The sequence below is a fragment of the Flavobacterium sp. genome, from assembly GCF_039930565.1.
In the GTDB taxonomy this organism is placed as follows: domain Bacteria; phylum Bacteroidota; class Bacteroidia; order Flavobacteriales; family Flavobacteriaceae; genus Flavobacterium.
The window spans coordinates 70,582-96,094 of record NZ_JBDTTP010000006.1 but is presented as its reverse complement, the minus strand read 5'-3'; the positions used below and the strand labels follow the sequence as shown (position 1 = coordinate 96,094).

Genomic DNA, 25,513 nt, shown 5'->3' with positions numbered 1-25,513 from the left:
AATGTTAATTTAAAGACCCATACTTTTGTAGAAATTTGTATACGCCTCAGCGAATGCATCTTTCGGTGCGAAAGGTAAAAAAGGTTTTCCTGAAGATTCTATAAATTTTGTTAAACTTGGCGATACGTTTTCTGAAGCTATAATGACCGCATCAGAGTGTAATATGCTGGTTTTTAGTATGTTTTCATAATTAGGCGTTTCTAAATCCGTAATAGATTCATGCGGAACACCATCAAATTTTACCTTGTTTATCATTTCCAGATCTAGATTTTCATCAAAAGACTGACCATAAACTGAAGTCACAATTTTAGTTTCAGAAAATAAAGCTTCGTTTTTATAGTAATGTTTCATGTAGATAGGCAACATTGCTGCCAGCCAGCCATGAACATGAATAATATCCGGAACCCAATTCAGTTTTTTTACAGTTTCAACGACTCCCTTTGCAAAAAAAATAGCTCTTTCGTCATTATCAGGATATAAAACACCTTCTTCATCAGCAAAAGTTGCCTTTCTTTTAAAGTATTCATCGTTATCAATAAAATACACCTGAATTCTCTCTTTCGGAATAGATGCTACCTTGATAATCAATGGCATATCTAAGTCATTCACTACCAAATTCATCCCTGAAAGCCTGATTACTTCGTGTAATTGATGTCTTCTTTCGTTAATATTTCCATACCTTGGCATGAAAATTCTTATTTGTCCGCCCTGATCATTTATCATTTTCGGAACGTCATAAGACATTAAAGAAACCTCATTTTCAGCCAAATAAGGCACGACTTCAGATGATACATATAATATCCTCTTATCTTTCATAATAGTATTTTACTTAATTTTTGGTAATAAAAACGTTGCAAAATTACAAAAATTTATGCAGTTTATAACTAATATATTATGTTTGCACTAAATTTTAATAATCCTGCCATGCATATTTTCTACGGTAAAGTAGCCTTGATAGCCTATTTGAAAACTATCAAAATTGCAAATTCTACCATAGGGTTTGTACCTACTATGGGTGCTTTACATAAAGGTCATTTGGCTTTAATGCAACGTTCATTGAAAGAGAATGACGATACCGTTGTGAGTATTTTTGTTAATCCAACTCAATTTAATAATCCCGAAGATCTGGATAAATATCCCAGAACCCTTGATGAAGATGTGAAAAAAATGCGTGGTTTAAGTGATAAAATCATTTTATATGCACCTAGTACGGAAGATATTTATGAGGGAAATACTGTTTCACAGTCATTTAATTTTGACGGGCTGGAAAATCAGATGGAAGGAAAGTTCAGACCAGGACATTTTAATGGAGTTGGCACAATTGTAAAAAGACTATTTGAAATTGTAAATCCAACCAATGCTTATTTTGGGGAAAAAGATTTTCAACAATTACAGATCGTAAAAAAAATGGTTGAAAAAAATCATTTGCCTGTTAACATTATAGGTTGTCCTATATTTAGAGAAGAGAATCAACTGGCGATGAGTTCAAGGAATGAGCGTTTGACATCAGAAGAACGAAAAGAAGCTTCCATTATTTATGAAACACTTACGGAGGCAAAAGAAATATTTAACACAAAAAGTATTGAAGAAACCATTCAGTTTGTGGAAAATTCATTTAAGGATAACCCAAGATTCGATTTAGAATATTTTGTAATTGCTGATGAATCTACATTAATACCTATTGATTATAAAAGTAAAGATAAAAATTACCGCGCATTTATAGCAGTATTTGTTAATTCTATAAGGCTCATAGATACCATTTCATTAAATTAATTTACCTTTGCACCATGCAGATTCAAGTTATAAAATCAAAAATACACCGTGTTAAGGTAACCGGAGCCGATTTAAATTATATTGGCAGTATTACTATTGACGAAACCTTATTGGAGGCTTCTAATATTATTGAAGGTGAAAAAGTATCTATTGTTAATATCAATAATGGAGAGCGTTTTGAAACGTATGCTATTAAAGGTGAGAAAAACTCTGGTGAAATTACACTAAACGGCCCTGCTGCCAGAAAAGTTCAAAAAGAAGATATCATCATCATCATATCGTATGCAACACTTGATTTTGAAGAAGCAAAATCATTCAAGCCATGGATAATTTTTCCAAATGAGAATGATAATTCACTGACTTAAAAAATCAACAACACTTTTTTATCTGTAATTGGCCCATTTCATCAGCCAGATTATATTTCTATTGATCAGAATTAAATTTTGGTTTGCCTCTGAAATTGTATTGCTTTTTAAAATTTCACTCTAACAAAAAAGCAAATAAAGTATTATATTGCTACACTATTTTAATACTTTTTTAATTTACTGAAATGCCCAAAATCATGAAAAAAGTTTTCCTTTTATTCCTTCTAATTTCTTTTTCTGCTTTTTCACAAAAAACATTTGATAATATTCAATCAGAAAAACTGGGTGAAGAAAGAAGAATAACCATTGGACTCCCGGATTCTTACGAGGCCAATCCTAACAAAAAATATCCTGTTTTGTATTTATTGGACGGAGATTATCTTTTTGATCCTTTTTCAGGAGCTGCAAAATATGGTAATTACTGGGATGATTTGCCCGAAATGATTATTATTGGGATACATCAAAATAAAGATGGAGAACGCTATGAGGATACTACAATTGATCAAAATACCGGATTGCCATTTGAAAAAGGGGCAGATTTTTTTGAATTTATAGGTGCAGAACTTATTCCGTATATTGAAAAAAAATACCGTACGGTTCCTTTTCGAATCATAGCAGGTCACGACACCACAGCTAGTTTCATCAATTTTTACTTATACAAAGAACAGCCGCTTTTTAAAGCTTACATATGTTTGAGTCCTGAACTGGCACCAAAAATGGAAGTGCGGATCCCAGAGCAGATTGCTAAAATAAAGGAACCTTTCTATTATTATTTATCAGTGGCTGACGGCGATATCAAAAAAATCAAAGAACCGGTAGAAAAGCTGGACAGTAATATTAAAATCGCCAACAATTCGTTAGTAAATTATAAATATGATTTGTTTAAAGGAACCACACACTACACCGAAGTGCTGCATTCGATCCCAAGTGCATTATACCATATTTTTGAAGTCTACAGGCCTATTAATTCTACTGAATATAAAGACAAAATTGCTGTTCTTCAATCGGGTTATGCGGATTATTTAGAGAATAAATATGCAACAATGTCAAACGTTTTAGGCGTTCAGATTCCGGTACGAATGAGTGATTTTAAGGTGATAGAAAATCTGATACTAAAGAACAACGCTTACGATGAATTAGGTAAAATGGCAGAAATTGCCAATGTACAGTATCCAAAAGCCATGTTGGGAGAATATGAACTGGGATTGATGTACGAAAAAATGGGAGATCCTAAACGTGCTTCCAAAAGATATCAAAATGCTTCGCAAATGGAACCAATTGGTGAATTAAACAAGGATTTGATGTATGAAAAAATGGAGGAAATGAATACGCTTGCCAAACAAAGTAAATAATGTCAAAAGTTAAAACTACTTTTTTTTGCCAGAATTGCGGAACACAATATGCCAAATGGCAGGGACAATGCAATGCGTGTAAGGAATGGAATACTATTGCCGAAGAAATTATTCAGAAGCAGGAAAAAGTAGCGTGGAAAAGTGAACCTTCTTCAACAAGCAAAGCGCCACGGCCATTAAAAATTAATGAAATCGACTCGGCTCAGGAAATCCGTATGGATACTACTGATGGCGAATTGAATCGTGTTTTGGGTGGAGGAATCGTTCCAGGATCCTTAACACTTTTGGGTGGAGAACCAGGGATTGGAAAAAGTACACTTTTACTTCAGATTTCTTTAAAATTGCCTTATAAAACGCTTTATGTTTCCGGAGAAGAAAGTCAGAAACAAATAAAAATGCGTGCCGAAAGAATTACGCCCAATAGTGACAATTGTTATATTCTGACCGAAACCAAAACGCAAAATATATTCAAACAAATTGAAGCCATACAGCCTGAAATTGTAATTATAGATTCCATCCAGACTTTACATACGGATTATATTGAATCAACAGCCGGGAGTATTTCCCAGATTAGGGAAACTACTGCCGAATTAATCAAATTTGCCAAAGAAACCAATATCCCAGTTATTTTAATTGGACATATTACCAAAGACGGAAACATAGCCGGACCAAAAATCCTGGAGCATATGGTCGATACCGTCCTTCAATTTGAAGGTGATCGGAATCACGTTTACCGAATTTTACGTTCCCTAAAAAACCGTTTTGGTTCCACTGCCGAACTTGGGATTTATGAAATGTTAGGAAGCGGTTTGCGCGAAGTAAGCAATCCGTCAGAAATATTGATTTCACATAAAGATGAAGAGATGTCAGGGACTGCAATTGCCACCACGATGGAAGGCATGCGTCCGCTGATGATTGAAATACAATCACTCGTAAGTACGGCAGTTTACGGAACACCACAACGAAGCACAACAGGTTACAACGCCAAAAGACTGAATATGATTTTGGCAGTTTTAGAAAAAAGAGCCGGCTTTCGTTTAGGAGCGAAAGATGTTTTCCTGAATGTAACCGGAGGAATTTCTGTTGATGATCCTGCGATTGATTTAGCGGTGGTAGCTGCTATTTTATCTTCCAACGAAGATATTCCCGTAACAAAAGGTTTTTGCTTTGCCGGAGAAGTTGGACTTTCAGGAGAAATTCGACCCGTAAATCGTGTGGATCAACGTATTCAGGAAGCCGAAAAATTGGGATTCAATACTATTTTTGTTTCCAAATACAATAAAATTGCCTTAAAAAATACTGGAATCAAAATTGAACTCGTGGCTAAAATCGAAGATGTAGCCAGTATTCTTTTTGGTTAATTTTTTTATAACCTAACTTATGAAATTTCCAAAACAAAAAATAATAAAAGCAATAGCGATACTTGCCCTGGTATTAATAGTGCTTTTTTTAGGATTTTACTTTTTTCGGGATTCGCTTTTAAAACAGGCTATTGCAAAAGTTACCTTGAAAATGAATACCGAATATAACAGTAAATTTTCTGTAAAATCCGCTTCTTTTGATGGTTTGTCAGGAATTAAATTAACCGACGTAATTTTGGTTCCCAATAATGCGGACACACTTTGCAACATTCAAAAAATAGAAACCAGCATTAGTTTGTCTAATTTATTTATTGGAGATGTTCAGGTGGGAACTTTAAAAATTAATAACGGCTATATTCAACTAGTCAAAAAAGGGAAAGTCCGCAATTTTGATGCTTTCCTTAAAAAAGACAAATCAGATCCGGACACCAATGAAAAACGTAAATACGCCACTTTTGCCTATCGGATTATTTCAAAACTTTTGAATTTGGTTCCGACAGACATGAATTTGGAAAATCTGAAATTCAAAATTGATGATAATGGCAAAAAAGCTTCAATTGCCATCAGTAAACTGGTTTTAAACAACAAACAACTCGAAACCAACCTTCATGTGCAGAGCAAAAATTTTGACCAGAGATGGAATATAAAAGGGTTTGCTGATCCAAGAAGCAAAAAGGCCGATATCCGGTTTTTTAATTTAGATACAGGAGCGATCCGGGTTCCGTATTTAGATGAACGTTATAACTTAAAAGCAAGTTTCGATTCAATTCGCCTGAATGTTGCCAACATTGAAAAAGACGGGAGTGAACTGCATATTGACGGGTACACTTCCATCACGAATTTAAAAATCAATCACCCGAAAATTGCCAGCAGGGATGTCATCATTAAAAATGCGCGTTTTGATTACCGATTTTTATTAGGTGACGATTTTATTTCGATAGACAGCACCTCAGCAATGCAGCTGAATAAGATAAAAGTTCGTCCTTACGTTTCCTATAATACCGAAAAAGATACGGTTTATACTTTGAAAGTCGATATTCCGAAAATGCATGCGCAGGATTTTATTGTTTCATTGCCCGATGGTTTGTTTACGCATTTTCAGGGTATGGAAGCGACTGGAAATTTCGATTATAAACTCGATTTCAAATTCAATAAAAACAAACCGAATACTTTGGTTTTTGACAGTAAGCTGAACAAGGAAAACCTGAAAATTACCAAATACGGAGAAGCCAACCTGAATAAATTAAACGGGGAGTTTGTTTATCGCGCTATCATTCAGAATGTATTGCAGCGTCCGGTTTTGGTTGGAAATTCCAATTCGAATTATACACCTTTAGACCAGATTTCACCTTATTTGAGAAAATCTGTCCTGACAACTGAAGATCCTTCTTTCTTTTCGCACAGAGGTTTTATCAATGAAGCTTTCAAACAATCGATTTTAAAGAATATCAAAACCAAAAAATTCTCACGAGGCGCCAGTACGATTAGCATGCAGCTAATTAAAAATGTCTTTTTGACCCGCGAAAAAACACTTTCACGTAAACTCGAAGAAATTTTATTGGTTTATATCTTAGAAAACAACCGCGTAGTCAGCAAAGAAAGAATGCTGGAAGTGTACTTTAATATTATCGAATGGGGACCAAATGTATATGGAATTGGCGAAGCAAGCCATTTTTATTTCCAGAAAAGCCCTTCGCTATTGAGTTTAGATGAATGTTTATTTTTGGCAACGATTATTCCAAAACCTAGAAAATTCATGTATCAGTTTAATGATGAGGGGAATTTGAGGGATTATGCTGTGCAGAACCAAAAATTCCTAAGCAACCTGATGCTTCGTCGCGGGGTTTTGGTTTCTGAAGATACAATTGGAAGAATGCCGGTTTATGTATCCGGGAATGCGCGTTCGTTATTGCGGATTAAAGCTCCTGATTCTACTGTGGTTCCAGTTGATTCTTTATCTATTGATGACGAATTTGATTTGTAGAATTTGCAATTAAGGCTTAAAAAAAGATTTTCAAGTTAAAGTTATAATCTCGCAAAGACTCAAAGTCGCAGAGTTATTCTTTAAGCTTTTAATATTCCGAAATTGAGTAAAGTTCCAAAGTTAAAAGATTGAATAAAAAACATAATAAGCGCAATGTCAATACTGGGTTTTAAAACTACCTGGGAGATTGACTTATAAACAAAAATGTTATTTAAAGTTTTTCAGGAATTCTTCTTTGTAAGTTGGAGAAACTTCAATTTCAGCTCCATCATTTAAAGTAATGATTCCGCCTTTGTTATAAGACTTCACACAATTCATATTGATGATATGCGATTTGTGAACACGGATAAAAGGCAGCGGCAGAATCTCCGAAAAGTGTTTTAAAAACCGGCAGACCATTTTTTTATCACCGTTATTCAAATACAAATCGGTGAAATTTCCATTTCCGCGAAGACGGACAATTTCTTCCATTTTTACCACTTCAAATCCTTCAAGGGTTGGCAGAATAACTTGCTGTTTTTCGGGTTTTGATTCATGAAAATTTTCTACAATAATTTTATTTCTGTTGAATATTTCATGATTCATGATCTGATGATGCACTTTGTTTACGGCTACAATCAATTCTTCGATACTAATGGGTTTCAGTAGATAATAGGCAGCACTTTGATTTAGTGCTTTCAAAGAATATTCAGAAAAAGCCGTTACAAATATCGTTTCAAACTGCAGGTCTTTGCAGGCTTCCAAAACATCAAAAGCATTTCCGAAAGGCATCTCCACATCCAGAAAAACCAGTTGTGGCTGTATTTCATGCAGCAACGGAACAGCTTCTTTAATATTCTGCGCTTCGCCGACAACTTCAACCTGCGGGCAATATTTACTCAAATAATTCTTGAGCACTTCGCGCGCTGCCAGTTCATCTTCTACAATTACACTTTTTATTTTTTGAAACGCCATCATAAACTAATTATTAAAGGAAAAATGATGTGTACTGTCGTTCCTGTTTCCGGAAATTGTTTTTCGTGAATTGCAAAAGAAATCTTTTTCCTGTACAATTCATTCAGCAGGCTTATACGTTCTTTGGTGTTGCTCATTCCGCGTGATTCATGGGCTTTTTGATTGTCGGTTTTAAGTTCTGCACTTTTGGTTAAACCAATTCCGTTGTCATCAATGCTTACCATCACTTTCTTGTCCTGAAGTTCTACTTTAAGATGCAGAAAACCTTTTCCGTCAAGGTAACGCAAACCGTGCCAGATAGCATTTTCAAGATGGGGCTGAATGAGCATATTGGGAATAAGGACACTTTCAGGATCCAGTTCTTTACTGACTGTAATTTTAAAATCAAATTTATCCTGAAAACGCAGATGTTCCAAATCGAGGTATTTCTTCAGTTGCTCAATTTCCTTGTCCAGTGTTATAAAATCTTTATTGGAATTTTCCATCATATTCCTCATCAGATTAGAATAGGAGGTTAGGTATTTGTTGGCTTCCAATTCTTTGTTTTCAGAAATAAACTGGTTGACGCTGTTTAAACTATTGAAAATAAAATGCGGGTTCATTTCGCGTCGTAACGATTGCAAGGCGATTTCCTTATTTTTTGTTTTGATAGAATATAAAGCCTTCACAATAAAAAGGAACAAAAGTAAAAGCAGTAAAATGGATCCCAAAAGAAAATAATTGAAGGTGTTTTTCTTTGAAATTAATTCGTCTTTCAGTGTTTTTTCCTTTTCCAGCTGCCGGATTTTGCCTTCTGTGAGCTGAAAAGTTTTCGCATCAATCAGACTCGTGTCAGATTCGATTAATTGATCGAAGTTTTGAAAGAACTGCTCATAAAGCGCCATGCTTTCTTTTTCATTTCCTTCCGATTTATAATAGCTGATCAGGGCTGATAAACTTTTTTTGGCTTCCGCCGAATTTCCTTTTTCAGAAGCCAGATCATAGGCTTTCTTTAATGAAAAAAGGGCTTTTTTAGGTTCTTCTTTTTTAAAATAAAGTGATGCCAGCGACTGTAATTGCTTTATTTGGTTGTTAAAATCCAGTTTGGTTTCGGCTTCAGCCAAAAGCTTTTCGTTGATAACAATTGCTTTGTCAATCTGATTGTCTGAGGCATAGACATTGGCAATTTCATTTTTGATTTTAATAACCGTTTCGGGTTTGTCTTTTGCGTAAGCCAGTGCATTTTTATAACTCTCAATAGCAACTTGCTTGTTTCTTTGCTGCAATGAATTTTCAGCTTTTTGCACATAAGCCGCGGCAACTTCATCAGTTTTATTGTCTTTTTTAAGTAATTCGATATTAGAATCTACATAAACCGCTTGCGATTTTGGATTTGCCTGTGTTCGCAGCCTATTGGCATCATTTGAATTAATTTCTTCAACCGTTTTATCTGCTGCAATTGATCCTGCAACTTCATAATTCTTAATAGCAGACTTAAACTTTTTTTGATTTTCCTGTGTTTTGGCCAGGCTTCTCGTTACCCTTGTCTTATCTTCAGTACGATTTAATTTGGTGTAACTTTCTAATGCCTTCTTATAGTATTCTTCTGCTTTTGCATTATCTCCGTTCTTCTGGAATTCATTGGCCAAACGTTCATAATTCTGTCCTATCTGTCCTTCGTCATTTACTTCTAATGATTTTTTTAAATCTTTGGTTACCACTTTCATTTTTGAAGCCGGAACAGCTTTCTTTTTAGAAACAGAATCCTGTGCGGTTATTCCCAAAGGAAACAGCAACACTATAAATAAAGAAATAAGTATTGAGTATAAGCGCATTATAGTTCTTTTGAAAGTGGTCAAACCCAATTCGTTTTCAGCCTGAAGATTAATAATGTAAAGTAAAGTATTTTAAAATCCTTTTACAACCTCTTTCACCAAGTCAAAAGCGGGTTTTACCATTTCTGCAAAAAAGGAGGTTTTTTAGTTTTTAAGTTTGGTCTGTAATCAATTAAAAACCAGCAATTATGAAATCAAATATTTTTATCTCGGCACTTTTTGCAGCTGCAATTTCTTTAGCAAGCTGTAATTCTTCGAATGCAACTCCAAAAAAGAATACCATCGAAGGAAAACCTTTAAATGCAGAAAAGACCAAAATACAGGTGGCTCTTTTATTGGATACTTCCAGCAGCATGGACGGACTAATTGACCAGGCAAAATCAAGGCTTTGGAACATCGTCAACACCTTAACAACATTAAAATATGATGGAAAAACTCCGGATATTGAAATTGCGTTGTACGAATATGGAAATGACGGATTATCAAAACAATCCAATTACATCCGACAAATTACGCCGCTTTCTACAGATCTGGATTTAATTTCAGAAAAACTATTCGCTTTAACTACAAATGGAGGTAATGAATATTGTGGAGCCGTAATTCAGGATGCCACGAAACAATTAAATTGGGCGAGAGAAAACAATAATATGAAACTCATTTATATTGCCGGAAATGAAGATTTTAAACAGGGAGGAATCGATTATAAAGAAGCGATCAGCGACGCGCTAAAAAATGATATTTACGTCAATACTATTTTTTGCGGCGATAAAAACGAAGGTATCAACACGAACTGGAAAGATGGCGCCGATTATGGAAAAGGAAAATATTTTAATATAGATTCTAATGAATCGGTACGTTATATAGCAACTCCTTATGACGATGAAATTTCAAAATGTGATGAAAAAATGAATGATACTTACATTAATTATGGCTCAAAAGGACATGAGAAAAAAATGAATCAAACTACTCAGGATAAAAATGCAAAAAAAGTTTCGGTATCCAATTATACGGAACGTGCCGTGAGTAAATCAAAAGCGGTTTATAAAAACGAAAGTTGGGATCTGGTCGATAAAGTAAAAGATGATGCCGCCGCCATTTCAAAAATTAAAAAAGAAGAATTACCTGCGGAACTTCAGAATAAATCGACAGAAGAATTAAAAACTTTTGTAGCTCAAAAATCAAAAGAGAGAGAAACGATTCAAAAAGAAATTGGTGTATTGGCTAAAAAACGTCAGGAATTTATTGATAATGAATCTAAGAAAACCAAAAAACAAGATGATTTAGGGAATGCCATTACTTCATCGATAGCTGGTTTTGCGAAGGTAAAAGGTTATACGGTCGAAAAATAAGCTGGTGTATTTCAATCTGCATAACATGAAAAAGAATAGTTGCATGCTGCTTTTGATTGGAATTTTTGGCTTGGGTTTTGCTTGCAGAAACAATAACGATAAGCCATTAGTAACTACAAATTCGAAACCGGTTTATTCCCACGGGGAGAAACTAAAAAGTGAGGTAACTGAGATTCGGAAATTTTTGGGGAAATTTCCTAAATACAATTCAGATTTTGCGTTCTTTTTAGACATGAAGATAGGATCAGGAAAAAACCGGTTTTTTATTTACGATTTAAAAGATAGTAAGTTACTTGACAAAGGTTTAGTAGGACATGGTTCCGGTTCTGGAACCGGAATTACCGGGAAACTGAAATTTAGTAATGTAAAGGATTCAAATCCCAGTTCTTTAGGAAAATATGCTATTGGTGGTTCTTATTCTGGAAGATTCGGAAAAGCCTATAAATTATATGGTCTGGATAAAACGAACAGCAATGCCTTTGACCGAAATATTGTTTTGCATAAATATGCAGACGTTCCGTTTGAAGAGCAGGAAAATCCGATATGTAACAGTCTCGGATGCCCGATGGTCAATGAAAAGTTTTTTGGAGTCATGGAAAAACTGATTGATAACTCAAAAAAGAAAATTATTCTTGTCATGTACTATTAAGTAACCTAAAACATAAAATCCCGATAATTTCGAGGTTATCGGGATTCTTTTTTTTGTAAAATTATAATTTATGGTGCCGGATCAGGAATAATAGTCTGTACTTCCTCAATTTCGGCTAAGATTTCCTTCGAAAGTGTAATGTCTATTGTGGCAATATTTTCTTTTAATTGCTCCATTGTTGTTGCTCCAATAATTGCGCTGGTTAAAAAGGGCTGTTGTAACACAAAACCTAAAGCCAATTCGGTTAATGTTAAGCCATGTTTATGAGCAATTTCCTGATATAAATGAGTTGCTTTCCTGCTTTCGTCACTATTATAGCGTTTATATTGAGGAAAAAGATTAATTCTGGTATTTGGATGAGGTTCACCAGTTAAGAATTTACCGGATAAAACGCCAAAAGCAAGTGGGGAATAAGCCAACAGCCCCACATTTTCATGAATAGAAACCTCTGAAGAACCTACTTCAAAAAGGCGGTTCAATAAATTATACGGATTTTGAACGGTTTTGATTCTTGGCAGGTTTTGATATTTGCTTTCTTCCAAAAAACGCATCATTCCCCAGGCATTTTCATTGGAAACGCCCAGATGTTTTATTTTTCCCTCTTTGATTAACCCGTCAAAAGTTTCCAGAACTTCCCTAAAGTTATCTTCCCAGGCATCTTCATAACCATTAAAAGCCCTTTGTCCGAAATTGTTGGTTTTACGTTCCGGCCAATGCAGTTGGTACAAGTCGATATAATCAGTCTGCAGGCGTTTTAAGCTGTTTTCTAAAGCATATTTAACACTTGCTGGCGAAAAGTCTCCTTTTTCACGCATGTAGGTAAAATTAGGATTGGGCCCTGCAATTTTCGAGGCCAGAATTACTTTATCACGATTGCCTGTCTTCTTTAACCATGTTCCGATAATGTTCTCCGTGCTTCCATAAGTTTCTTCACGAGCGGGAACCGAATACATTTCGGCAGTATCAAAAAAATTGACGCCTTTTTCAAGTGCGTAATCCATTTGAAGATGTCCTTCTGCTTCTGAGTTCTGCTCTCCAAAAGTCATGGTTCCCAAACAAATTTTACTCACTTTTATATTGGTATTGGGCAGGATAGTGTATTTCATGTTGATGGTGCGGTATTATTTTTTTCAAATGTACAACCGTAATCCTTTAAATGAAAAAAATCAAAAGTTAAAAAATAGCCAAGCTTATTTTCAAATTTTGAAATACTATTTTGAAATAAACATTTTTTTTAAAAATAAATTTATGACTATATAATTTTTATTGTAGCTTTTAACTTATAATTACTTGCTTTGCTGCTCTTTGAAAAAGTAAGACATTTCGTTGTTATTGTATTTTTAGTATTGATAAAAATGTAATTCATCGGTTAAAATCCCTCTTCATCTAAAACCTTTAAAATTTTACAATAATCAACTGATTCAGAACTAATTTTGCCCGTTCTTATTTAAGGATGATTAATGGAAATTATTAAAAACCAGCCTCTTAATTTTTGCGTATCTAGGGCTAAGTTGATAATTAAAAAATATAATTTTTGTCAAATTGTTTTAAAGAATTGTTATAAAAAATAGAGAAATCATGAGAATAAAATTACTTCTTTTATTACTATTACCTTTTTTTGGTTTTGGTCAAGTTGATTTGGTTAAATGGAATGGACCATATAATGCTACGCCAACAATATCTGCTGCTGCTGCATCAGCTGTTTCTGCAGGAAATATTACTGGGAATAATATAAATTTACAACTCAACAGCAGTAACGAAGGTTTTAAGACTTTTCCATGGCCAACAGAATTTAATATTGATGAAAATAAATATGTTGAATTTTCATTAGGTGCTCAAACTGGTTATAAGGTGAAGCTTTCTTCATTTAATTTTACTTACAAAGCCAACGCTAATATAAAAAGATATCAGGTTAGATATTCACTTGATAACTTTGCAACTAGCTTCCTGCTTATTGATGAAGCAGCAGCAACTTCCTTTACCAACAAATCATTAAGTTTATCAAACGTGACTTTGTATCCTGGTGCAGCAGCAGTTCCTTTAAAAATAAGAATTTATGCATACAAGTTGACACCAAATACGTGGAGCGATTCACCAATCGACTTTTGGACCCCAAATTTAACAGCTGGATCCCAAAACACTTCACCAAAAATAACAGGTACAGTTTTGCCATACGAAACAAACGAATTAAATGCTAATGATGATGTTATTGAAACAAAAGAAAAAAAAGCAATTTCTTTCAATGCCTTAGCAAATGATACAAATTATAATGGTTCTGTAGTTAGTTACACACAGCCACTCTCAAGTGCGGGAACAGTTGCTGTAAATAATGATATTTTTATTTTTACTCCTGCAGATGGTTTCACAGGAAAGACGTCATTTACATATACCTTAACAAAAGGAAATAAATCATCAACAGCTACAGTTTACGTTGTTGTGAATCAGATAGTATCAAGTTTAATTATTTGGAATGGTGCAATTCAGACGCCAAAAGCGGTTGTAACTGATAGTAATATTACAGGAAATGATCTGATTACTTCTTCATCCAACTCTTTATCAATTTATGAAAATTATTTTAATATTTTAAATGTAGGATCAACTAATCTTGATTTAAATAAATATGCTCAGGTAAGTATAACAGCAAAACTTAATAAAAAACTAGCACTTTCAAAATTTGAGTTCATTTATTTTTCTCCAAATAACAGTCAAGGGGCAACAAAATATCAGGTACGCTATTCGACAGATCCCAATTTTTCTGGCGGCGGAATCATTTTAGCGGGTGAAACAATTGCAGTAAAAGGGGTAGACACAAAAATAACATTATCTTTTCCAGCGGGAACTACAGTTAGTAGTACTAATGCTCTTCAAACTTTTTATATTCGTATTTATCCGTACGCAATGTTGGATGTGAGTAATAATAATAATATTAATTTTCGAATTAAAAATGATTATGGCGGAGATATTGGGCCCACTATTTCAGGTGTAGTTGATTCTGCAAATGTACTGACTGCGAATCCTGATATAGTAACAACTTCTTCAAATACGGCTATAACAATTCCAATTCTGACAAATGATGAAGGATATTCAGCATTACAGACTATAACGGTTATTCAACCATCTGTTTCGCAAGGAAGTGTTACAGTAAATGGTATTACTGGTGTTACTTTTACTCCAGCAACAGGTTTTACAGGAGCAACAAACTTTACGTATACACTTTTTAACGGAACAGCTTATTCGTCAGCAACAGTAACTCTTACTGTAACACCTCCTCCTTGCGTAGCATCATCCACACCAGGAGTTAACTTTTGGAAAGGGTACGTGTACACTTACACGGGAGGAACACCTGCTGCCACAACTTATGTGGGTTCAATAGCTGAAAAAGCTAATTTTGATAGAGAAATAGCTGAAGGTACAATAACAGGAGATGCTTCAGTTGAAGTTAATAATTTTTGTGGAACAATTCCAAATGATAATTTCTTTGTAAAGTATTTAATGAACGTTTCACTTACTGAGGCAGGACTCTACACTATAAAAGTTGGCGCAGATGATGGATATCGTTTGTATATTGATGATATTTTAGTGCCTGAAATCAATAATTGGTCAGATCATAGTTATTCAACTTCGGTTGTTAATAAAACGCTAACTGCTGGAAACCATGTATTTAGATTAGAATATTATGAAAAAGGAGGTTCTGCAAGAGTGAGTTTTTCTTACGGATTGCCAAAAGGAGATCCAACTTTACCTTTTGGAAAGAATGTTTGGAATGTTTATGGGTTTACAAGAGCGAATTTAGATTTTGCAAATACAGAATTAAGAGACAGTTATGCAGGCTATTATGTTGATCCGGCTATAAATATCAATTCACAAACTTTTTGGAATAAAGGTCAGTCACCATCTGTAAATAATAGTTCATGGAATGGTATGCCAATTCAGATTGATAATTTTACATTCACCTACAAACGTAAAGGCTTTCCTTGTGGACGCTATCAAATTCAATTGGTAAATTGTGATGATGTTGCCCAGGTTTATCTAAACGGAACTTTAATTTTTACTCAGACATATACAGTTAATGGGGGTATAATTAACAATAATGCTTTTTATACACTAAACAAAGATTCAGAAATAGAAGTACGACTTAGAGAAGATGGCGGTGATGCTAATGTTGCTTTTAATTTTATAGAAGTTCCTTTTGTTTATGACGGTACAACGACACCACCATCAGGAAGTTCAATAACAGTGAACCAGAATTCGAACTTGGCTAATAATTTGGATGTCTGTTCCTGTTATATCAGTACTGGAAAAACCTTAACAGTTCCTGCAAATAGTACCTTAACTGTACACGAAAATATTGATATTAAAGCTAATGGTAAATTAATCATAAAAAATAATGGATCTCTTCTGCAAGATGATAATGGAATTTTTACTGGTGCAGCTGATTCATTTATTATGGAGCGTACTTCTTCCCCAATGAAAAATTTCGATTTTACGTACTGGTCATCACCGGTGGCGGGGCAAACTTTAGTAGGTTTGTCACCTAATACATTATCTGATAAGTATATGTCATATTCAGGATCTGGATGGACACAAGAAACGCCTTCAAACATAATGAAGCCGGGAATTGGTTATATTATCAGAGTTCCAAAGCCTAATTTTTGGCCAAATCAAACAGCCGCATCTTATTCACAGCCTGTAGAGTTTAAGGGAATACCAAACAATGGAAATATTACCAATAGTCAGGATATGACTCCAGGAAAATTCTATCTGGTAGGGAATCCTTATCCTTCAGCACTTGATGCAGATGAGTTTTTATTTAAGAATGTCAATAACAGCAATATTTTAAAAGGTACCATATATTTCTGGACCCATAATACAGGTATTACACAAAGCGGTTCACAATATGTATATGCTTCTAATGATTATGCGAGTTATAATTTAACCGGAGGAGTCGGTACGTCAGCAAGCAGTTCCGGAAATAAAACGGAACCACAAGGTTTCATAGCGGCAGGACAATCATTTTTTGCCAGCACAAAAGGCACAGGCAAAGTTGAATTTAATAATTCCATGCGTATTGAAGCTAATAATAATCAATTTTTTAAACCTGGAAAAACTTCAAAGAAAGCAGGTTTAGAGAAACATCGTTTATGGTTAAACCTGACCAATGAAAAAGGAGCTTACAAACAAACGTTAATAGGATATGTTGAAGGAGCCAGTAATGATTTTGATGATAACTTTGACGGAATGAGTTTTGATGGAAACAGCTTTGTTGATTTTTACAGTGTGAATAATACGGATAACCTTACCATTCAGGGGCGTGCTTTACCTTTCAAAGATAGTGATGAAGTGCCTTTAGGCTATCGGACAACAGTTGCAGGAGATTTTACCATTTCTATAAATAATGCTGATGGAGTACTTGCCAATCAAACCGTTTATTTGATAGACAAACAAACCAATACCGTAAATGATTTAACGGCTAGGAATTATACTTTTAATACTGCAGCAGGAAAATTTAATAATCGCTTTGTTTTAAAATACACGAATAAAACATTAGGGACAGGTGATTTTGAAGTTACAGATGATGCTGTTTCTGTAGTAATTGAGAACAAGAGCATTACGGTAAATTCAACTTTAGAGAACATCGAAAATATCTTTATTTATGATATTTCCGGAAAATTATTGTATAAAAAAGAAAAAACACAAGACCTTCATATCTCTATTCAAAATTTACCATTTGCACAGCAGATTTTAATAGTAAAAGTAATTTTACAAAATGGCAACACCATTACAAAAAAAGTAATATTTAAATAATTTTCTTTTGATATATTAAATCCGACAGTAAATGCTGTCGGATTTTTTATTTTAAGCCAATTCTAATTGTTTCATTTTATCGTAAACGAAACTGCTTTCATATCCTCTTCTCAACATATAATCGCAAAATTTTTTTCTTTTTTTTAGAACATTTGACTCTCTTAAATTATCCCAGCATCTTTGCGAAAGCGCTTCAAATGTCGTTTGGTATTCTTCCGGTGAGATTTCTTTTAATGCTAAATTTATATTAGTTGCAGTAATATGTCTTGCTTTTAGTTCATTTACTATTCTAATTTTCCCCCAATGTTTAATGCGGTGTTTTCCGCGCGCAAAACTACAGGCAAAGCGTGTTTCGTTTAAAAAATTATCCGAAATGAGTTTTACAAGTATCGTGTCAATCTCTTCAGGAGACATTTTTAATGCATATAGTTTTGATATAACTTCATCATGACACCGATCCTGATAGACACAAAAATGTTCTAATTTTTGAATTGCTTCCTTGATAGTCATAGACAGTTTATTTATAGATGTTCAATTCGAACAAATGTAGAATTTTATAAAAATGATACCAATTAAAGTTTTACAAAACGAATAAAATACTTACAAATTAATAAAGAATTGTTTTTTTTATTATATTTGATATACTTAAAATCCTAAACTTCAGGTGTTTTAAGATAATATAATTTTTGAGAAAAAGCATTACTTCAGAAAAAACCCTATTCTGATTGCTTTTACTTTTTCAATACCACTCATAAATTGAAAGAATTAATTGATTTTTCTAATCTTTAAATCTGCTGTTATGAGAATAAAATTGACTTGGTTGTTATTTTTTGTTTTTTTTTCAATTAATGCTCAGATCCCTTATGCTTTTACAGATCCTTTATCAGGTTCTTTTAAAATCATTTCTGGTGTAACTTCACACTCTTTTTTAGTATTAGCCAAAGCATCACGCAGTATTGAATTTAATAAAGGCATGCGAATTACAGGTGAGAACAATCCGTTTTTTAAACCTGAAAAAACGTCCAAATCTGCTTTGTTAGAAAAACACCGTTTATGGCTTAATATGACCAATTCAGGAGGAGCTTTTAAACAATTACTGATTGGATATATTGAGGGTGCTACTAACGGCTTAGATAGTGATTTTGATGGAATATCTTTAGACGCAAATCCCTATCTCGATTTTTACAGTATAAATTCAGAAAGTAATCTGGTTATTCAGGGACGTGTCTTGCCCTTTACCGATAAAGATGAGGTTCCATTAGGATATCGTACCATTTTAACAGGATATTTTACGATTTCTATAGACCATGCTGATGGACTATTAGAAAATCAAGCTGTTTTTATCGAAGATAAATTTACCCATACTATTCATGATTTGAGGCTGAGTGATTATACATTTAATACCGTTTCCGGAACTTTCAGAAATAGGTTTGTACTTAAATATACCAACAAAATTATTATCATTAAATGATTATGAAGGAGCTATTATTAAGAATTAAATAGTTGATGTAAAAAAAAGAATTTTGCTCCTAATAACCCGTTGGGTGTAATATTAAAAACGTCAGTTCGAGTGTTTATTCTGTAGAGTAACGGAACAAAAAAATATATTGAGAACGGTTTTTTTAATATTATTTGTCTATTCGATACAATTTTCTATCGAAAATCCCTCGAACTGAAGAAAAATATTATCAAAATCTAATTAGACCCTAGCGTTCCTATAATATAATGATATAAATTTTATATACCAACCTTAATTTCAATATAATTCTATCAATATCGTTGTATATTTGATAACAAAGGGTTTATTAGATTAATATATTCTTCTTAATCTTTCTTTTTTTGTGAGAATTTAACATGTTAAACATTCTCTTCCGATTACAAAATAATTGATTGGTTTTAACTTAATACTAACTAACTATGAGACTAAAATTATTTTTATTATCCGTTTTTACCTTGACAAATGTGTTTTCTCAAAACACAAATTTAAGTTCTTCTAATGACAATGGTAGTTTCTATGATTATAACAGAATAATTAAAAACGACAAATTGTCCAATATTCACAATAAAATAAGGGATAATCATATCACTGGAAAGGCAAGTTTATTAGAAAGACATCGTTTATGGCTTAATATGACCAATACAGAAGGTGCTTTTAAGCAACTACTAATTGGATATATCGAAGGCGCAACTAATGGTTTGGATAGTGATTTCGATGGTATCTCCCTGGATGCGAATCCATATATAGATTTCTACAGTATGAATTCAGGAAGCAATCTGGTTATACAAGGTCTTGCATTACCTTTTTCTGATACTAATGAAGTCGAGTTGGGATATCGTACCATAATAACCGGAAAATTTACAATTTCTATTGACCATGCTGATGGGTTACTAACTAATCAGGCTGTTTTTTTAGAAGATAAACTTACCAAAATAGTTCATGATTTAAAGGTGAGTGATTATACTTTTGCAACAACAGCGGGAACATTTAAAGACCGATTTGTTTTAAAATACAAAAATCAATCATTAACCACTCATGACTTTGAAAACCAAAACAACCCTGTTTTGGTTTGGCTTGATAATGAAAGTATTAATATAAATTCTGCTTTTCAAAACATAAATAGCATTTTTGTTTATACTATTTCTGGAAAATTGATATATACTGATAATCCCGTTTCAACTAATAAAATCAATATTGTTGATATTGAACATAATAATCAGGTTTTAATAATAAAAATTATATTAGATAATAACCATATAGAAACAAGGAAAATTATTTATTAAAGCCAATGGAGTAAAGGCTATAAAGCTGTTAAAGTTTATAAGTACGCAATTCTATTTTATGTATTTCATCGATTATATTGGTATTTAGGCGATTGTTCAAAAACAATGTATTAGATTTGCGACCCTATGTATTTGGTAATAAATACTTTAATGCATGTGGGATAAAATTTACATTTTAAATTAATTGAAATGAAAAAACTTTTACTTATAACATTTGGAGCTTTTTTAACTTCTGTCTCGTCTTTTGCACAGTCGGTAAATAATTACAATTTTACTGCCGTTCAGGGAAATTATATACCTCTTACCGGTGTTCCCGGAGTTACAGATACTTCATTAGGCGCAACTGCTGATGATGAAATTTCAACTGCAATTGCTTTACCGTTTACTTTTACTTTTGCAGGTACAGCCTACAATTCTATTAAAGTTTCCTCTAACGGCTGGCTTTCTTTTGCGACAGGAACGCTTAACGATGCGAATGATAATACTCAGGCAAATGCCGAATTAAAAAAACCAATTTTATTTCCTTTATGGGATAATTTAAAGTGTACGGTAAAACCAAGATATATAACAACAGGTATTGCGCCTCACAGAAGATTTAAAGTAGAGTGGAGTCAGCAAAGCTGGAACAATGGTGTTGCGGGAGATGTAATTTCTTTTCAGGTCTGGCTATTTGAAACAACGAATGTTGTAGAGTTTTTATATAGCCAGGGAGCTGTAACTGTCAATAATACAGCCACTGGGGGAGCATCAATAGGTATTTATGATGGAACCAGCAAGTTCTTAACACTAAATAATTCAGGGTCAACACCGGTCGCACAACCAGAAGTTTTTACAACCAATATTTTGACTAAACCGGCAACCGGTCAGATTTACAGATTCAGTCCTCCTGCAGCTGCATCAGCAAGTTTACAAGTAAATAATTATTGTTTTTCAACTTCTACCGCAATATATTCAAATCTTTTATCGACTACAGATTTTCCCGGATTAGGAGCAAGTGCAGATGATAACCTTTCCGGTTCGGTCACATTACCTTTTAGTTTTAATTTTGGAGGGACTTTTTATTCAAATGTACGGCTTTCATCTAATGGCTGGCTGACATTTGCGTCACCTAACACTTCAGCTGCTCAAAGCTACAATAATAATTTAACCAATGCCAATCTTATAAAGCCTGCCTTGTTAGCATTATGGGATGATATAGAATGTACAGTAGTACCTAAATATACTGTTTCCGGAACAGCACCAAACCGGATTTTTAAAATAGAGATGTCCAAACAAAAATGGAATTATCTCTCTGCTGCTGATGTTATTTCTTTTCAGATTTGGTTATATGAAAAAAGCAATATCATTGAATATATTTATAAACAAGGTGATACAGCAGTAAATAATACAACATTAGGCGCTTCAATAGGTTTATATGATGCCAATGGTAAATATTTATCACTTAATAATACAAGTGCAAATCCAACTGCTTCCTCAACAGCTTTTACAACTAATATAAGCCAAAAACCCGCCACAGGACAAGTGTATAGATTCGCCCCTCCACCTGTAATTTCCTATCCTGGAAATGCATTTATTGCAATCGGTAAAGTAGGGGTAACGCAAACTGGTGTAACCGGAGGTACTTATTCAGCAAGCCCTTCCGGATTAAGTTTTGTCAGTACCACCACTGGAGAGGTAGATCTGGCTGCCACTGCAGGAGGTACTTACACTATAACATATACAGCCCCGGGATGTGTAAATGCTACTACTGAGATGACTATTTTCTCTTTGCTGCCACAACCAACCGCCACTATTACAGTAGCTTCTTGTGCCATTGGAAATGATGGCGCTATAACATTAACGAACATGAACCATGTGGTTAAATTTATAGCTGCGGAGAATGACTATATTAGCTTAGCAAATAGTTTTCTTTCTAACAGAGGTGCTTTTACCATAGCCGGGTGGATAAAATTTAAAGCATCTGATATAACAGGAAGAGCAAGTTTATTTGGTCAGAATGATGCTTTAGAATTTGGGTTCTCCTCTGCTTCAACTCTTGAATTGTGGAGTTCAGTAACAGGTGCTGTAACAGCAACATTTACACCTGCATCATTTGGAAATGAGGCATGGCATCATGTCGCTGTAACGGGTGATGGTGCGAGTATAAAAATTTATATTGATGGTGTGAGTATTCCTGTTACCGGCGGTATTGTTAATACGGTAAATTATGGGACATCTGCTTTTACTGCCAAAATTGGAGGTCATGTTTTTAGTGATACAAATGCAGAAAATTTTACCGGCAGTATTTTAAAAACAGTATTTTTTAGTATAGCTCTATCTGCATCACGTATTCAGAGTCTTGCTTTTGGACCTGCAATTTATTCGGGTTTTGAAACAGGAATAATTGCCGGATATAACTATTATGATGGTGCGGGAACAACTTTAACCTCAACTCCGGCGGGTAACAATGGTACGTTTTTTAACACACCTGATTGGACAGATCCTTATAATTACTATTGGCAAAAAGCAAGTGATGGGTCTTTTATAGCGAATTCAAAAAATTTAACAGGATTAGTGCCTGGAGATTATAGGGTTACCGTGTCGTTGTTAGGAGTGAGCAGTCCAAATGCGAAAACATTTACAGTAGGTTCTGCGACAGATGTTGTGGCGACTGTAGGAACTGGCGCTAATTGTACAACTACTATTAATGCCAATTGGACTGCATCTGCAGGAGCCGTTACATATTCATTAGATGTAGCTACTGATGCCGCTTTTACAAACTTTGTAACGGGTTACAATAATTTAAATGTTGGGCTTGTAACAACATATGCTGTTAATAATGTTCCTCCCGGACCCATATATTACAGAGTCCGTAAAAATAGCAGTTGCGGTGTGAGCGCCAGTTCAAATACTATTTCTTATCAGACCTTACAATCCCAATCCCCAGTTGCAGCCAATTTCAGCAATTTAGTATGTAATGGCTTTACTGCCAACTGGAATGCTGTTGCCGGAGCTACAAATTACTTTTTAGATGTGGCTACAGATGCGGCTTTTACAAGCTTTGTCACAGGTTATAATGATAAAAGTGTTGGTAACGTAACCAGTTCGGCTGTTACGCTATTAACATCAGGAACTACCTATTATTACAGAGTAAGGGCTGCTAATGCAGATTGTGGGTCTCAGTTAACACCTTCTAATACGATTACAGTATTGATAAGTGTAGGGCCAACAGTTCCTGTTGTTGGTACTATAACACAGGCAACCTGTGCTAAACCATTAGGAAGTATTGTTATAACGGGTCTTCCTGCAGGAGAATGGACATTACAACTTTATAATGGAAGCACCTACAGCTATTATTCCGGTACCGGAACAGGTATAACCATATCAGATCTTACGCCTGGATTTACCTATACAGCGTCAGTTAAGTCTGATGTGTGTTTTTCTGCTAACACAGGCAGTATACCAATTAATCCTCTAGTAATTACAACATCAACCTGGAACGGATCTTCGTGGTCCAATACACCGAATATTAATAATTATATTGTTTTTTCTGGAAATTATTCTACAACTGATGACTTAAGCGGATGTACCTGTAAAGTAAATTCAGGTGTTGCTGTTATCGTTAATTCAGATCATACGCTTACTATAGCAAATGGGGTAACAACTACGGGAGGAACATTAACTTTTGAAAATAATGCCAGTCTGTTGCAGACTAATGATGTTAGTAATACAGGAAATATCATTTATAAGCGAATTACACAACCCATGAAAAACTTCGATTATACTTACTGGTCTTCACCAACAAGAGCCCAGGGATTGCGTATTTTGTCACCTAATACATTACCAGACAAATATTTTTCATATAATTCTGCTATAAACAATTGGAAACAGGAACTGCCAAATGCAACGATGACAACTGGTAAAGGTTATATTATCCGTACTCCTAAAGCTGGTATATGGCCTAATAGCGAGGTTGTGGCATTTCCGTATTCGCAGAATGTTCAGTTTGTTGGGGTTCCAAACAATGGAAATCTTTTTGGGGAAAATATAACTGCGATTACAGCAAACCGCTTCTTTTTAATTGGTAATCCTTATCCGTCAGCTTTAAATGCAGATTCATTTTTATTGGCTAACACAACAATTTTACAAGGGACTATTTATTTGTGGACACATAATACAGGAATTACTCAAAGTGGATCTCAATATGTATATTTATCTGGAGATTATGCAAGTTATAATACTACGGGTGGAACCGGGACAACTTCTGCTGCACTTAACCCTGGCAACAATAATGCAGTGCCTTTAGGCAGAATTGCTGCGGGACAATCGTTTTTTGCTAATGCAAAAGCTGAAGGAACAATAGCATTTACAAATGGTATGCGTATTGCAGGCAATAATAATCAGTTTTTTAAACCTGGAAAAACAGGTAAAACAGCAGATTTAGAAAAACATCGTGTATGGTTGGATTTAAGTAATAATGGTGGAGCTTTTAAAGAAACCTTAGTTGGGTATATAGAGGGCGCTACTAATGGTTATGATGATAATTTTGACGGGCTTAGTTTTGATGCCAACCCTTATATCGATTTTTACAGCATCAATAATGATACTAAATTAGTAATTCAGGGACGTTCACTGCCTTTTGAAGATTCTGATATTGTGCCTTTAGGATATAAGAGTACTATTGCCGGTAATTTTACAATTGGAATTAATCAAACAGATGGAATTTTAGCAAATCATGCCATTTACCTTGAAGATAAACTAACTCAGACAGTACATGATTTGCGATTGGCAAATTATTCTTTTACAACTGCAACAGGAACTTTTAATGAACGTTTTGTGTTAAAATACACCAACAAAGCGTTAGGTACTCATGACTTTGAAAATAAAGGGAATAATATATTAGTTACTGTTGTCAATAAAATTATTACAATCAGTTCCTCTAATGATAACATCAGTAAAGTTTCTATATATGATATTTCAGGAAAACAATTATACAAAAGAAACAACATTAAAAATCCAAAACTGATTATAGAAAATCTTCATTCGCCTGATCAGGTCTTGATGGTAAAAATAGTTTCGGAAGACGGAACTTCAGTAACCAAAAAAATTATATTCTAAAAAGTAATATTTTAACTCTAATATAAATCCGATTGCGAAAGCTATCGGATTTTTTATTTATTTCCAAAAATAAAAATTGTGATGGTCAAAAACACATCAGTTATTTAAAATAAAAAGTAGGTTTTTACACAGTTAATATTTTTATTTAAAACAATAATACGTAATACATCGGCATTATAAGTTTTTAATCGAAAAGTTTTTCTTTTGCCATAAAAGACTTATAAATCTG

Annotated in this window: 16 protein-coding genes; 11 read left to right on the top strand and 5 right to left on the bottom strand. The window is 34.1% G+C overall.

What is annotated here, in order from left to right:
* Positions 1–9: 9 nt before the first annotated feature.
* A complete protein-coding gene (locus tag ABI657_RS03350; RefSeq protein WP_348095821.1) occupies positions 10–816 on the bottom strand; it encodes a glycogen/starch synthase in 807 nt (268 codons plus the stop codon).
* Positions 817–894: 78 nt separating this feature from the next.
* Between ABI657_RS03350 and panC the strand changes: the two genes are divergently transcribed.
* The 5 genes from panC (at position 895) to ABI657_RS03325 (ending at position 6,835) form a co-directional block, all read left to right on the top strand.
* Positions 895–1,773 (top strand): pantoate--beta-alanine ligase, encoded by an 879-nt coding sequence (panC, locus tag ABI657_RS03345; RefSeq protein ID WP_348095820.1) that lies wholly within the window; start codon positions 895–897, stop codon positions 1,771–1,773.
* A 14-nt stretch (positions 1,774–1,787) separates the two neighbouring features.
* Positions 1,788–2,138: an aspartate 1-decarboxylase gene (gene panD / locus ABI657_RS03340; RefSeq protein WP_348095819.1), complete on the top strand. Its 351-nt coding sequence runs from the start codon at positions 1,788–1,790 to the stop codon at positions 2,136–2,138.
* 197 nt (positions 2,139–2,335) lie between these two features.
* Positions 2,336–3,490 (top strand): alpha/beta hydrolase-fold protein, encoded by a 1,155-nt coding sequence (locus tag ABI657_RS03335; protein WP_348095818.1) that lies wholly within the window; start codon positions 2,336–2,338, stop codon positions 3,488–3,490.
* Positions 3,490–4,851: a DNA repair protein RadA gene (gene radA / locus ABI657_RS03330; RefSeq protein ID WP_348095817.1), complete on the top strand. Its 1,362-nt coding sequence runs from the start codon at positions 3,490–3,492 to the stop codon at positions 4,849–4,851. The genes ABI657_RS03335 and radA overlap by 1 nt, the downstream gene beginning before the upstream one ends.
* A gap of 19 nt (positions 4,852–4,870) precedes the next feature.
* Complete coding sequence (locus ABI657_RS03325) at positions 4,871–6,835, top strand: biosynthetic peptidoglycan transglycosylase (protein WP_348095816.1); 1,965 nt, start codon at positions 4,871–4,873, stop codon at positions 6,833–6,835.
* Positions 6,836–7,042: 207 nt separating this feature from the next.
* Here the strand turns inward: ABI657_RS03325 and ABI657_RS03320 are convergent, their stop codons facing one another.
* On the bottom strand, positions 7,043–7,792 hold the full coding sequence (locus ABI657_RS03320) for a LytTR family DNA-binding domain-containing protein (protein ID WP_348095815.1): 750 nt from the start codon (positions 7,790–7,792) through the stop codon (positions 7,043–7,045).
* Positions 7,789–9,603, bottom strand: a complete 1,815-nt coding sequence (locus ABI657_RS03315; RefSeq protein ID WP_348095814.1) for a histidine kinase — start codon at positions 9,601–9,603, stop codon at positions 7,789–7,791. The genes ABI657_RS03320 and ABI657_RS03315 overlap by 4 nt, the downstream gene beginning before the upstream one ends.
* Before the next feature lie 188 nt (positions 9,604–9,791).
* Here ABI657_RS03315 and ABI657_RS03310 point away from each other — a divergent pair, with 188 nt between their 5' ends.
* Positions 9,792–10,952, top strand: coding sequence for a vWA domain-containing protein (locus tag ABI657_RS03310; RefSeq protein ID WP_348095813.1), 1,161 nt, complete (start codon positions 9,792–9,794; stop codon positions 10,950–10,952).
* Between the two features lie 25 nt (positions 10,953–10,977).
* A complete protein-coding gene (locus ABI657_RS03305) occupies positions 10,978–11,601 on the top strand; it encodes a murein L,D-transpeptidase catalytic domain-containing protein (protein ID WP_348095812.1) in 624 nt (207 codons plus the stop codon).
* Between the two features lie 68 nt (positions 11,602–11,669).
* On the opposite strand, the gene ABI657_RS03300 is transcribed toward ABI657_RS03305, so the two are convergent.
* Positions 11,670–12,707, bottom strand: a complete 1,038-nt coding sequence (locus ABI657_RS03300) for an aldo/keto reductase (protein ID WP_348095811.1) — start codon at positions 12,705–12,707, stop codon at positions 11,670–11,672.
* 472 nt (positions 12,708–13,179) lie between these two features.
* On the opposite strand from ABI657_RS03300, the gene ABI657_RS03295 reads away from it, so the two are divergent.
* Complete coding sequence (locus tag ABI657_RS03295; protein WP_348095810.1) at positions 13,180–17,406, top strand: T9SS sorting signal type C domain-containing protein; 4,227 nt, start codon at positions 13,180–13,182, stop codon at positions 17,404–17,406.
* 51 nt (positions 17,407–17,457) lie between these two features.
* Here the strand turns inward: ABI657_RS03295 and ABI657_RS03290 are convergent, their stop codons facing one another.
* Positions 17,458–17,916: a regulatory protein RecX gene (locus ABI657_RS03290; RefSeq protein ID WP_348095809.1), complete on the bottom strand. Its 459-nt coding sequence runs from the start codon at positions 17,914–17,916 to the stop codon at positions 17,458–17,460.
* Between the two features lie 289 nt (positions 17,917–18,205).
* On the opposite strand from ABI657_RS03290, the gene ABI657_RS03285 reads away from it, so the two are divergent.
* The 3 genes from ABI657_RS03285 (at position 18,206) to ABI657_RS03275 (ending at position 25,284) form a co-directional block, all read left to right on the top strand.
* Positions 18,206–18,877 (top strand): hypothetical protein, encoded by a 672-nt coding sequence (locus ABI657_RS03285; RefSeq protein WP_348095808.1) that lies wholly within the window; start codon positions 18,206–18,208, stop codon positions 18,875–18,877.
* 446 nt (positions 18,878–19,323) lie between these two features.
* Entirely contained in the window at positions 19,324–20,187 is an 864-nt protein-coding gene (locus ABI657_RS03280) for a T9SS sorting signal type C domain-containing protein (protein WP_348095807.1), read from the top strand.
* A gap of 189 nt (positions 20,188–20,376) precedes the next feature.
* Positions 20,377–25,284 carry a LamG-like jellyroll fold domain-containing protein gene (locus ABI657_RS03275; protein WP_348095806.1) on the top strand — a complete coding sequence of 1,636 codons (4,908 nt, stop codon included), beginning with the start codon at positions 20,377–20,379 and terminating at the stop codon, positions 25,282–25,284.
* Positions 25,285–25,513 lie beyond the last annotated feature (229 nt).